The sequence below is a fragment of the Mycolicibacterium aurum genome (genome assembly GCF_900637195.1).
GTDB lineage: Bacteria > Actinomycetota > Actinomycetes > Mycobacteriales > Mycobacteriaceae > Mycobacterium > Mycobacterium aurum.
Genome location: NZ_LR134356.1, coordinates 5,833,121 through 5,845,109, shown reverse-complemented (window position 1 = coordinate 5,845,109; position 11,989 = coordinate 5,833,121). Strand labels below are relative to the sequence as shown.

The 11,989-nt window shown below is 68.9% G+C and carries 14 protein-coding genes; 8 read left to right on the top strand and 6 right to left on the bottom strand.

Features of this window, described 5'->3' with window-relative positions; genetic code table 11:
- The first annotated feature begins 7 nt into the window (after positions 1–7).
- Together EL337_RS27770 and EL337_RS27765 are read left to right on the top strand one after the other, a co-directional pair.
- Positions 8–883 (top strand): lysophospholipid acyltransferase family protein, encoded by an 876-nt coding sequence (locus EL337_RS27770; protein ID WP_048635461.1) that lies wholly within the window; start codon positions 8–10, stop codon positions 881–883.
- A gap of 9 nt (positions 884–892) precedes the next feature.
- Entirely contained in the window at positions 893–1,327 is a 435-nt protein-coding gene (locus tag EL337_RS27765) for an SRPBCC family protein (RefSeq protein ID WP_048635460.1), read from the top strand.
- 3 nt (positions 1,328–1,330) lie between these two features.
- Here the strand turns inward: EL337_RS27765 and EL337_RS27760 are convergent, their stop codons facing one another.
- Together EL337_RS27760 and EL337_RS27755 are read right to left on the bottom strand one after the other, a co-directional pair.
- Entirely contained in the window at positions 1,331–2,158 is an 828-nt protein-coding gene (locus EL337_RS27760; protein ID WP_048635466.1) for an acyl-CoA thioesterase, read from the bottom strand.
- 14 nt (positions 2,159–2,172) lie between these two features.
- On the bottom strand, positions 2,173–3,366 hold the full coding sequence (locus EL337_RS27755; protein WP_048635459.1) for a metallophosphoesterase: 1,194 nt from the start codon (positions 3,364–3,366) through the stop codon (positions 2,173–2,175).
- Positions 3,367–3,439: 73 nt separating this feature from the next.
- Here EL337_RS27755 and EL337_RS27750 point away from each other — a divergent pair, with 73 nt between their 5' ends.
- The 6 genes from EL337_RS27750 to EL337_RS27725 are packed head-to-tail and all read left to right on the top strand — an operon-like array spanning position 3,440 to position 8,075.
- Positions 3,440–4,279 (top strand): SDR family oxidoreductase, encoded by an 840-nt coding sequence (locus EL337_RS27750; protein ID WP_048635458.1) that lies wholly within the window; start codon positions 3,440–3,442, stop codon positions 4,277–4,279.
- A gap of 19 nt (positions 4,280–4,298) precedes the next feature.
- Positions 4,299–5,165, top strand: a complete 867-nt coding sequence (locus tag EL337_RS27745) for an EamA family transporter (protein WP_306316170.1) — start codon at positions 4,299–4,301, stop codon at positions 5,163–5,165.
- A 7-nt stretch (positions 5,166–5,172) separates the two neighbouring features.
- On the top strand, positions 5,173–5,826 hold the full coding sequence (locus EL337_RS27740; RefSeq protein ID WP_048635457.1) for a TetR/AcrR family transcriptional regulator: 654 nt from the start codon (positions 5,173–5,175) through the stop codon (positions 5,824–5,826).
- Between the two features lie 19 nt (positions 5,827–5,845).
- A complete protein-coding gene (locus tag EL337_RS27735; RefSeq protein ID WP_048635456.1) occupies positions 5,846–7,150 on the top strand; it encodes a hydroxyacid-oxoacid transhydrogenase in 1,305 nt (434 codons plus the stop codon).
- Positions 7,147–7,575: an acyl-CoA thioesterase gene (locus EL337_RS27730; RefSeq protein ID WP_048635455.1), complete on the top strand. Its 429-nt coding sequence runs from the start codon at positions 7,147–7,149 to the stop codon at positions 7,573–7,575. Before EL337_RS27735 ends, EL337_RS27730 begins: the two co-directional genes overlap by 4 nt.
- A complete protein-coding gene (locus EL337_RS27725) occupies positions 7,572–8,075 on the top strand; it encodes a MarR family winged helix-turn-helix transcriptional regulator (protein WP_048635454.1) in 504 nt (167 codons plus the stop codon). Before EL337_RS27730 ends, EL337_RS27725 begins: the two co-directional genes overlap by 4 nt.
- A 7-nt stretch (positions 8,076–8,082) precedes the next feature.
- On the opposite strand, the gene EL337_RS27720 is transcribed toward EL337_RS27725, so the two are convergent.
- The 4 genes from EL337_RS27720 to EL337_RS27705 form a co-directional block, all read right to left on the bottom strand.
- The gene (locus EL337_RS27720; RefSeq protein WP_048635453.1) at positions 8,083–8,829 is read right to left on the bottom strand and encodes an SDR family oxidoreductase; all 747 of its coding nucleotides are present in this window, start codon (positions 8,827–8,829) and stop codon (positions 8,083–8,085) included.
- 263 nt (positions 8,830–9,092) lie between these two features.
- Entirely contained in the window at positions 9,093–10,076 is a 984-nt protein-coding gene (locus tag EL337_RS27715) for a glycerophosphodiester phosphodiesterase (RefSeq protein ID WP_053086876.1), read from the bottom strand.
- 42 nt (positions 10,077–10,118) lie between these two features.
- Entirely contained in the window at positions 10,119–11,231 is a 1,113-nt protein-coding gene (locus EL337_RS27710; RefSeq protein ID WP_048635452.1) for an MBL fold metallo-hydrolase, read from the bottom strand.
- A gap of 21 nt (positions 11,232–11,252) precedes the next feature.
- Positions 11,253–11,978 (bottom strand): cutinase family protein, encoded by a 726-nt coding sequence (locus EL337_RS27705; protein ID WP_048635451.1) that lies wholly within the window; start codon positions 11,976–11,978, stop codon positions 11,253–11,255.
- Positions 11,979–11,989: the final 11 nt, after the last annotated feature.

Below are 11,989 nucleotides of genomic sequence, written 5' to 3'. Positions count from 1 at the left end.
CCCTCCCATGGCGGGGATCAGACCACTACCCTTCGCGCAAGCGCTCATCGACGATGCTCGCGAGCGGGTCAAGCACGAGGTGGCCGCGCGCGTCCCGAAGGCCGACCTCGACCAACGCGATGCGGACTACATCCGGGAACAGCTCCCCGGGCTGTGGCTGCTGGCGTCGCTGTACTTCCGGGCCGACGTCCGGGGCCTCGACCGGATCCCGGCCACGGGCCCGGTACTGCTGGTCGGCAACCACAGCGGAGGCAACCTCCCGCCCGACACCTTCGTGTTCACGCTGGCGTTCTGCTCGTACTTCGGCATCGAGCGGCCGTTCTACCAGCTGGCCCACAACCTGGTGGTGTCCATGCCGGGTCTGGGCTCGCTGCGCAAGTTCGGCACCGTCGCCGCCAACCACGACAACGCCACCCTGGCGCTCAAATCCGGTGCCGCACTGCTGGTCTATCCCGGTGGCGACTACGAAGTGTTCCGGCCGTCCTGGAAGCGGCACGAGGTGGACTTCGGCGGTCGCAAGGGATACGTGAAGCTTGCGCGAGAGGCCGGCGTCCCGATCGTGCCCATTGCCAGCGTCGGCGGCCAGGAGGCGGCCCTGTTCCTGGACCGCGGGCAGTGGCTGGCCCGGCTGCTGAGAGTCGACAAGATCGCGCGACTGAAGAGCGTGCCGATCCTGCTTGCGCCGCCGTGGGGAGTCGCCGTCAGCGACATGGTGCCGCGACTACCGCTGCCGACCAAGATCGCGATCGAGGTGCAGGATCCGATCTCGGTGGACGAGATCGCGGCAGGGGACGACGACACCATCCACAACAGGGTCGAGGGCGCACTGCAGGCGGGCGTGGACCGCCTGGCCGCCGAGCGGCGCTTCCCGGTGATCGGCTAGGAGGAACCTATGCGGATGCAGCGCAGCGTTCGGATCGACGTCGACCCGCATCAGGTGTGGAAGCACGTCAGCGATCCGGGCTGCTACCCGGAGTTCATGGCCAACCTCGAACGCTGGGAGACCGTCACCGAAGGCCCCGTGGAAGTCGGCTCGCGCTACACGGTGCACTGGAAGGTGGGCTCGGTACCGATCGGAGGTGTCATCGAGGTCTCCGAGTTCGACGAAGCGCGCGATCTGGCGTGGATCGGCATCACCGGCGTGACCCTGCGTGGCCGGTTCCGGCTGCGCGAGGACGGCGACGGACGGACCAAGGTGAGCTTCCGGATGTCCTACGAGGCGCCGGGCGGTGTGCTGGGGCTGGTCGCCGACTGGGTTGCCGCACGGCAGGTGGGGCGCATCATGGACCGAACCCTTCATCAACTGAAAGAGCTTGTCGAAGGCTGACTTTCACCGCCGCGGCGGCGGGAAGTACATCTCCTGGCGCACCGTGCAGACCAGCTCGCCCGTCCGGTTGAACATCGTCCCGCTGGCCAGCGCGAGGGTGTCTGCGCTGCTGGGTGAGGACTGCTCGTAGAGAAGCCAATCCGACAGATCCGCGGCGGCGTGGAACCACACCGAATGATCGCGCTGGGCCGAGACGGACACGCCGCCGCGTGCGGCGTATGCCGGTTCGGTCAGCGTCACCGCCGACAGGTACGCCACCAGCGACGCCGTCAGCACCGGATCGGCGGGAACGGGCCCGCCCGGACGCCACCAGATCCGCGACCGTGCGGGCGGCGCTGTCTCGGCGTCGACGATCCGTCGTTCGAACCAGCGCAGGCTGGCCCACTGGCCCTTCGTCACGGTGTCGGATTCGGCGAAGTGCGGCGCCACCTCGGGCAGTGACTCCGGGGGTGCCACGTCGGGACACGGCGGCTGATAGGTGACGGGCTCGGGACTGGTGGTGTCGGTTTTGAACGACGACATCGCCTCAAGCAGGATCTCGTCGCCCTGACGCGCGGTGACCCGCCGCGCGGAGAAGGTGCGGCCCTCCTGCAGGTCGGTGACCTCGAACGTCACCACATGCCGCGAGTCGCCGGGCCGCAGGAAGTAGGTGTGCACGCTGTGGGGGGTGCGGCCGGGCGCGGTCAGGCTGGCGGCCAGCAGTGCCTGCGCGGAGATGTGACCGCCGAGGATGTGGTTGGCCGGTGCGGGCAGCTGCTTGCCTTCGAACGATGCCGCGCCGACACGGTCGAGCTGCATGGAGGCGAGCACGTCGCCGAGCGAGGAGGACACCCCCGACATCCTGCCTACTGACCCCTGCGCAGCGTCAGCAGGGTGATCTCGCTCGGGGCGAAGACGCGGAACGGCGGGCCCCAGAACCCGGTGCCGCGGCTGGTGTACAGCTGGGTCCGCTCGCCGTGTGTGCTCAGCCCGTGGACGACGGGTTGTTCCAGGCGGACGAGGAAGTTGAACGGCCAGATCTGCCCGCCGTGAGTGTGCCCCGACAGCTGCAGGTCCACCCCGGCGCGTTCGGCGTGCCGGACCTGCTTGGGCTGATGCGCCAGCAGCAGCACCGGTGAGTCCGGATCGGCGCCTGCCAGCGCGGCGTCCAGATCGGCGCCGTGACCGCGGAGTCCCGATCCGCGCGCGGTGGCGTCGTCGATGCCCGCGACGACGAGGCGGTCGCCGCCGCGCTCGACGGTGATGTGCCGGTTGTGCAGCGCGTCCCACCCGATGCGGGTCATGTAGTCGAGCCAGCCCTGCGCCTCGCTGAAGTACTCGTGATTGCCGGTGACGTACACCCGGGCCGACGTGGCCTGCACCGACGCCAGGGGCGCCGCCTGCCGATCCCGGACCTCCGGCGTGCCGTCGGCGATGTCGCCGACGTGGCACACGATGTCCGCGCCGAGGGTGTTGACCCGCTCGACCACCCCGGCCGACCACCGGGCCCGGTTGATCGGGCCGTAGTGGGTGTCGGTGATGACGGCGACGCGCAACCCGTCCAGTCCGCGGCCGAGCCGAGGGACGGTGACGTCGACGTTCTTGATCCGCGGCACCCGCATCGCCTCGTAGTGGCCCCACGCGAGCAGGACGACGGCGACCACCAGCACCGCCGCCGCCACGATCCGCGAGCGCGCGGGGTCGGCCACTCCGGCCAGCAGCAACCCGAGCCCGAGCAGCTGACCCAACACCGACCACACGAACAGCACCCACACGGCACCCAGCAGTCCGTCGCCCAGGGCGGCAGGTCCGTCGGCACGCGTGCGCCCGTGTCCCAGCATCATCGTGGCGGGCAGGGCGGCGAACGCCGCGACGAACGCGGCGCCGCCGATGACGAGCACGGCCGGTGGCCATGCGGTGCCGCCGCCCAGCAGTGTCCACGCCGGGACACCGAACAGCAGCGCCATGATCGTCAGCACGACGAGGATGCGGCGCCACGGGCGCCGCGGCCGTGGCGGACTCGCCGCTTCCTGCACGACGTCGGCGGGGTTCTCGCTCATCTCTCGAAGGTACCGACGGTCTCTCGGAGGTACCGACGGTCGCTCCTGTTGAATGTCCGCAGGAGGTTTACACATGGCGACAGTGTCGTTAATCACCGGCGGTGCCGGCGGTATGGGTCTGGAGACGGCCAAACTGGTGGGCGCCGACCACGCGGTCGTGCTCTGCGACGTCAGGCAGGACAAGCTGGACGCTGCCGAGGCCGCGCTCGCGGAACTCGGCATCGCCGCCACCGCCGTCCACTGCGACGTGACCGACCGGGCGGCAGTCGACGACCTGTTCCAGACCGTGTCCGCCGTGGGGACGCTGGTCTCGGTGATCCATGCCGCTGGTGTCAGCCCCAGCATGGGCGACGCGGACTACATCGTGCGGACCAATGCGGTGGGCACCCTGAACGTCGACGAGGCGTTCTTCGCATCCGCCGGCGACGGGGCGGCGATCGTCAACGTGGCGTCCATGGCGGCTCACCTGCTGCCGGCCGAGATCATCCCGAGCGCCAAATTCCCACTGGCCCTCCGGGATCAGGGTGAATTCATGGCGGAGATGATGGCGGCCTGCGCCATCGCGCCCGAGGAATCCCGCCCCGGGTTGGCCTACGCGGTGAGCAAGAGTTTCGTGCGGTGGTACAGCATCTCGCAGGCCGAACGGTTCAACGGCCGGGGACTGCGCATCGTCTCGGTCTCGCCGGGATCCGTCGACACCGAGATGGGCAGGCTGGAGGAACGGGCCGGCGCCGGTGCGATGGTCACCAACGCCGCGGTGCCCCGCTGGGGCAGGGCAGAGGAGATGGCTGCGCTGTTCGCCTTCTGCGCGAGCGAGAAGGCCGGCTACCTCACCGGCACCGACATCCTCAACGACGGCGGTGTGGTCGCCTCGATGACCGAACGCGCCCGGGTCGCTGCCGAAACCGCCTGAGCGGCAAGTCCTCGCCCACGTGATACCGCTGTTCTTCATTGCGGGAGCGCTGTCGCAGTATGTCGGCGCGGCGGTCGGCGTCTATCTGTTCGACAGCACCGAGCCGGCGACGGTCGCCTGGTTCCGTGCCGCCGGCGCCGCGGTGGTGTTGCTCGCCTGGCGCACGCCGTGGCGCAACCGATGGACTAAGCGCGCGACGGTGGCCGCCGCCGCGTTCGGTCTGGTGACCGTCGCGATGAATGTGGCGTTCTACGAAGCGATCGCCCGCATTCCCCTCGGCACCGCCGTGGCCATCGAATTCGCGGGCCCGGTGGCCGTGGCGACGCTCGGAGCCCGTCGCGCCCGTGACTTTCTCGGCGTCGTCACCGTCGCCGCCGGTGTCTATCTGCTGACCGGGGCAGAGACCGCTGCCGACGCCGTCGGTGTCGGGTTCGCGCTGCTGGCCGCCGCACTCTGGGCGGGATACATCCTGCTCGGTAAACGGGTGGCCGACGCCGGCAGCGGGCTGGATTCCCTGGCGGTCGGCATGGCGCTGGCCGCCACCGTGACGGCACCGGTGCTGCTCGGTCTGCAGTACACGACGGACGCGTCGGTGTTCACCGACTGGCGTACCTGGCTCTACGGCGCCGGGGTGGGCGTGCTCTCCAGCGCGATTCCCTACGCGCTGGACCAGCGTGTCCTCACCCTCGTCGGCCGGGAACGGTTCGCACTGCTGCTGGCGTTGCTCCCCGCCACCGCAGCGATCGTCGGCGCGGTCATGCTGGCCCAGCATCCCGCCGCCCGGGAGATCGCAGGCATCGCGTTGGTGATGCTCGCCCTGCTGGCCACCGCCACCACCGGGGTGCGACCCGGCGCTTCGCCGCCGCAGCCGCCGGGGCCGATATGATGCCCGCGTGCGTAGCCACGGTTGGGGCGGGAACACTCCGGCCTCCGACGAGGAGGCCATCGACCGGATCCTGAACGCCGCCGACAAGATCATCGCCGACCGTGGCGCCGCGATGCGGATCGCCGACGTCGCGCGTGAGCTCGCGGTCACCCGCCAGACGGTGTACCGGTATTTTCCGAGCACCGACGCACTGCTGGTCGCGTGCGCGATGCGCTCGGCCGATGGGTTCCTCGATCAACTCGCGGCCCACCTGCGGGGCTACACCGAACCCGCCGCCGCGATGGTGGAAGGCGTCGCGTTCGCCATCGAGGCACTCGCCGACGACGACACCATCGAATTCCTGTTCCATCAGCGTGAGCGCGGCGACGTCATTCCCTCGATCACCTCGGACACGGCGCGGGCCTTCGGCCGGGCGTTGATGCATCGCCTGGACGTCGACTGGGAAGCGCACGGATACGACGAGGTCGCGCTGGACCGACTCAACGAGTTCGGCCTGCGCTCAATACATTCACTGCTGCTCGACCCGGGAAGCCCGCCGCATACGGGGGCGGAACTGCGGAACTTCCTCAGCGGCTGGCTCGGCCCAGCAGCCGCCCGGCCGGACCTCGACCGGCCGTCCCCCGCCAAGGCGGGGCGGCGCCGCAGGTCCGCCGCATCGTGACGGTCAGGAGGATGGTGGGATGAGCTGTTGTCATCACGACGACATCGACGGGGGTGACCGCGCCTTCACCGTCGATGCATCCCGGATCACCTTCGGGCGCGGCTGCCTGAGCGAGGTCGGTGACCGCGCCAAGACGCTGGGGATCGCCCGGGTGGCGTTGTTCTCCGACACCGCCGTCGCCGCGCTGCCCGTCTTCGAGACGGTGCATCGGTCGCTGCGCGCCGCGGGCATCGACGTCGTGCCCTACACCGATGTCCGCGTCGAACCGACCGACGAATCCTTCCGGCAGGCAACCGGTTTCGCCGTCGACGCGGACGCCGACGGCTATATCTCGCTCGGTGGCGGATCGGTCATCGACACCGCGAAGGCGGCCAATCTCTACGCGAGCCATCCTGCCGACTTCCTGGAGTACGTCAACGCTCCGGTCGGGGCCGGGACGCCGGTGCCCGGCCCGCTCAAACCGCACATCGCCTGCCCGACCACGTCGGGCACGGGCAGCGAGGTGACGGGCATCGCGATCTTCGATCTGCTGTCGATGTCGGCCAAGACCGGTATCGCCTCCCCGGCGCTGCGCCCGACCGAAGCGCTGGTGGATCCCGATTGCACCGATACGCTGCCCGCCAATGTGGTGGCCTGCAGCGGGCTCGATGTGCTGTCGCACGCGCTGGAGTCCTACACCGCCCGCCCGTTCCTGCGCCGTCCCGCCGCGACACCCCCCAGTAAGCGCCCGATGAGCCAGGGCGCGAATCCGTGGAGCGACCTGGGTAGCCGGGAAGCGCTGAGAATTCTCGGCACCTACCTGGCACGGGCGGTCGCCGACCAGTCCGACCGGGAAGCCCGCGAGCAGGTGATGTGGGCGGCCACCCTGGCCGGTATCGCGTTCGGCAACGCGGGAGTGCACATCCCCCATGCCATGGCCTACGCCGTCGCCGGCCTGGTGCGTGACTTCCACCCAGCGGGGTATCCCGGCGCCGAGGCCATCGTGCCGCACGGCATGTCGGTGATCCTCAACGCGCCCGCGGCATTTCGGATGACCGCACACACCGACCCGGTGCGCCACCTCGACGCGGCCACACACCTGGGTGCCGATACCGCCGCTGCGTCGCCCGACGATGCCGGCACGGTGCTGGCCGACCATCTGATCCAGATCATGCGTGCTGTCGGCATGCCGAACGGCCTCGGCGGCGTGGGCTACACCGGCGCCGACACCTCGGCCCTGACGGACGGGGCCTGGCCGCAACAGCGGCTGCTGAGCAACGCCCCGGTCGAGGTCGACAGAGCTTTGTTGACAGGCACATTCGAGCAGGCGCTGCGGTACTGGTGACGGGCTACCGGTACTTCCTGCCGATCACCACCCGGTGGATGGACAACGACGTGTACGGCCACGTCAACAACGTCACGTACTACAGCTACTTCGACAGCATCGCCAACCACTTCCTGATCTCCGAGGGCGGGCTCGACATCCACACGTCGCCGGTGATAGCCCTTGTGGTGGAATCGAAATGCGCGTACCGCGCGCCGGTGGCCTACCCCGACGAGCTGCGGGCCGGACTGCGGGTGGACAAGCTGTCGAATCGGTCCGTGACCTACGGCGTGGCCGTCTTCGCCGCCGACGACGACGAGCCGGTGGCGCACGGCTACTTCGTCCACGTCTTCGTCGACCGCGAGCGCCGCAACGCGGTCCCGATACCGGAGCGGATCCGCGAGGCACTCGCGACACTCGTCGTCGGGCCGCAGGACACGCAGTGAGCCAGCCCGACGGCCGGCTCGATCCGGCCCAGCGCCGGGCGTGGTTGAGCTACATGCGGGTCTACCATCGACTCGAGTACGAGATGAACCGCCAGTTGCAGAGTGACAGCAATCTGTCGCTGAGCGACTACACCGTGATGAATGCCCTCACCCTGGCGCCGAATTCCCGCGCGCAACTGACTGTTCTGGCCACCACCATCGGTTGGGAGCGCAGTCGGCTGTCGCACCATGTGCAGAGGATGAGCCGGCGCGGCCTTGTCGACCGGGTTCGGTCGGACACCGACCGGCGGGCGACCGAGCTGATCCTGACCCCGGCAGGCCGGGAGGCCCTCGATTCCGCCCGCCCGGGGCACGCGGCCTGGGTCAAGCTGCTGTTCTTCTCCGACATGAGTACGCAGCGGCAGAAGGATCTGGCCGAGATCCTGGAATCGGCCTACGAGTCGATCCTGCGCCACGGGACACTGCCGCGACCGGACCTCGACGAGGACCGGCCGCGGTAGCGCGGTCTCAGATCTGCTCGGTGCCGCCGTCGACGAACAGCTCGGTTCCGGTGATGAAGCTGCTCAGATCGGACGCCAGAAACAGTACGGCGGAGGCGATTTCATCGGGCCGGCCGAGACGCCCGAGCGGTACGTCGGCCTTGAGCTGATCCAGCAACTCCTGGTGCTGTCCTTCCGGCGCCAGCCCCGTCAGCCCGGGGGTCTCGGTGGCACCGGGCGTGACGGTGTTGACGCGGATTCCGCGTTCGGCCAGTTCGGCCGCCCAGGTGCGGCCCAGCGACCGGATGGCGGCCTTGGACGCGGCGTAGGCGCTGAAGGCCGGTGTCCCGTTGTGGGCGGCGGTGGATCCGGTCACGATGACGGAGGCGCCGGGATTCAGCAGCGGCAGCGTTTTCTGCACGGTGTAGACGGTGCCGTAGACGTTGGTGCCGAACGTCGCCGCCAGGTGTTCCGAGGTGATGTCGGGCAGCGTGGCGAACTCGCCGCCGCCGGCGTTGGCGAACACCACGTCGAGGCCCCGGCCGTGGGACCGGATGACCTCGACCACGGCATCGAGGTCCTCGGGCCGGGAGACGTCGCCGCGCACGCCGGTGGCCGCGGCGCCGATGGAGTCGACCGCCGCATCGACCGTGGCCTGGTTGCGGCCCGTCACGAAGACGTGCGCGCCTTCGGCGGCCAGGCGTTGGGCGGTGGCCAGCCCGATACCGGATGTACCGCCGGTGACCAGTGCTGTCTTGTCGTCGAGTAGTCCCATGGTTTCGGTCTCCTTGAGTCGTGGTTGGCGAGCTTCCTGCCCCTCACAACTTCGGTGACATGTCACCTATTCCATCGGGCCGAATCCCAGGCCGGCCGCGAGCGGACTGCAGACCGCACACAGTGCCGCGTTGACGGTGGGGTAACCGCAGGCCGGGCACGTCGCCGTATGCCGATATGGCGGGGGAGAACAGGGGACCATCAGCGACTCCTCTCGGGTGATGCGGCTATGTACCCGCTTCCGCCGCAGCCCAAGCGCCCGCGTCAATTTCGGTGATACCCGGGCGGCAGGGCCATCCCCAACTCGGACATCACCTCGCGCAGCCGAGTCGGATAGTCGGTGATGAGGCCGTCGACACCCGCGGCGATCTGCGCGCGCATCGCACCGGCGTCGTTGACGGTCCACGGAATCACTCTGCGGCCCGCGGAGTGCGCCCGGTCCACGAACGCCGCGTCGACCAACGAATACTCCGGCGACAACACATCTGCTCCGACCATGGCGGCCGCCGCGATCGGATCCCGAACCGTGGCCGGGTCGATCCCGTTGAGCCAGGGCGAGCCGGGAACGAAGGTGGTGTCGTCCCACAGCGCGACCAGCGGGATCGAGGGCTCGGCCGCGCGCACCATCGGCAGCGTGCGCCAGTCGAAACTCTGGACCTCGACCTTGTCGGTCTTGCCCGCAGCGCGGACGGCCGTCAGGATGGCGTCCACGAATTGCTCTGGGGGCGCGGACTTCTCCGGCTCTGCCGCCTCGATCTTGGTCTCGATGTTGTAGCGCACCGGGGCCTGGTAGGGATCGGCCAGCGCGAACACCTCGGGCAGTTCCGCGATCGTGTTGTTCGCCACCACCTCCGCGTCCGGGTACGTGGCGAGCAGCTTGCCGCAGTCGAGTGTGCGCAATTGGTCGAACGTCAGCTCGTGCACCAGCCTGCCCACATAGGGAAACTGCGGATCACCCGGGAACGCCGGTGCGGTGTCCGTGCATTTGTCGGCCTGGATCACCGGGTCGTGCCACACCATGGGACGTCCGTCCCTGGAGATGACGATGTCCAATTCCAGTGTCGTGACGCCCAGTTCGATTGCCTTGGCGAAGGCGCGCAGCGATTCCTCGGTCGTCTCGCCGCGACCGCCGCGGTGGGCCTGCAGATCGAACTCGCCGGGCGCGGCACCGGCCTGCACGGGGGCGGACAGGCCGAGCAACAGTGCGACGGACGCGGTGAGGCCGGCTGCTTTACGCGCGATTCCCATAACCGGAACGCTAACAATCGAAGGTGAATTCGACGTGTCGCCTCACAGTGGGAACACCTGACCGTCCCTCGCGATGGTGGTACGGCCGGTGAAGTTCTTCCTGATCGCGTCGAACCACTGCGCATCGGGCAGATTCGGCGGATCGTAGTGGCTGACGATCAGGTGGCTGGGCGCCACGACGGCCGCGATCTCACCGACCTGCACGGCCGAGGTATGGGAGTTAGGCAGGTAGTTCGGCGGAAATCGGTTGTCGTAGAACGCGGTATCGAGGCTGAACATCGCCTCGTGCACCAGAATGTCGGTACCCCGGGCCAGTGTGATCAGGTTGTCCGACTTGACGGTGTCGCCCGAGAAGGTGATCGAGACGCCCGACCGCCTGAGGTCGAAGCGGAACGCGAACGACGGATACACGTCGTAGTGGGGTACCAGGATGGCGGTCACGTCGACGTTGTCGTCGGACACCACCGGGAACGGTGCCATGCGGGGTGACCGGTTCTCGAAGTTCGATCCCGGCGGCACCGCGATCTCGTTGACCTGGATCAGGTTGCGAACGTCATTGGTGCCGTTGTCCCGGATGAAGATGTTGCTGGTGTAGGCGAACGCCTGGATCAACGATTCCGTGGTGGCGGCGAGTCCGGGGGCAGGATTGCCCGGGTCGACGACGAGTGGGTCGGGATTGCCGACTTCACTCGGCGGCAGGCCCCCTGCCGGGCCGGGCCCGTAGACCTGCACCGCGCCGGCACCGGGCCGCATCGACGCACCGCCGGACAGGAAGAAGCTGTAGTAGTCGACGATGTGGTCGGCGTGCAGGTGGGTGATGAACATCTTCTTCAGATCGCCGAATCGAAGGCCGGCGTTGGCGAACGCGTTCAATGAGCCGAGGCCACAATCGATCACGTAGACGTCGCTGCCGATCTTCAGCGCCGACGAGATCCCGACCCGATGGGGAACCGGCGGCGGGCCCGCCTGCACCCCGAGCGTGATCAACGCGACGTCCGGGAGCGCCGCCGGCGGCGAACTCGGAGGTTGCGCCGCGCTGGTACCCGTTGCCGCGCCGATGATGCCCGCTCCGAGCACGGCCGACCCGGCGAGCGCCGCCCGCCTGGAGATCGCACCCGGCACCTGTTCGCCCCCGCACCCGCAACCGCCCCCCATGGGGCAAATCTATAGTGCGGTTCAGCCGCCCGCGGCCAGATCGACGGGTCCGCCCGAGCCGGCCGGTGGCAGTTTGCCCACCGCGAACTCGGCGGCCTGGTCCGTCATCCCGTTCCACATGTAGGCACCGTGCGCACCGTTGTCGCCACCGGTGGGCGAACAGACCGGGTCGGCATCGATGCAGAGGTCGAGCGTCTTCGATGTGTAGAGCGATCCCACGGTGATCGGTGGCGCGCCATTGTGGATCATCTGCAGAAACCCACTGGACGGTTTGCCGAACAGCGCGACCGCGGCCACCTTGTCGGCCACCGCCGGGGGCATCGGGCCGGTCATCCCCGGCGGGGGCGTGTATCCGTCGGGAATGGCGTCCTCGGTGATGTAGGCCGCAACGGCGGCTCCCTGCGAGTAGCCGCCGAGCACGATCTCGGTGTCGGGGCAGTTGCCCGACATGGTGACGATCCGGTTGCTGGCGTCGATCACGCCGTCGGCCGCTGTCGCAAAGTCAAGGCTGGCAGGGTAATTCACCGGATACACGTCGACGGTGCGTGCGCCGGCCTTCGCTCGGATCGAGTCGACGAACGCCTGCCCGGTGGCCCCGACGCCGGGCGGCTCGAACGTGCCCCGTGCGAAGACGACCTCCACATCGGGGCACGGCGCGGCGTAGGCCGGAGCGGCGACGAACGGTACACCCGCAGCCGCGAGGACGATGGGAGCGGCTGTTGCCAGCCGACGACCGATCTTGTGCATGTGCGAACCGC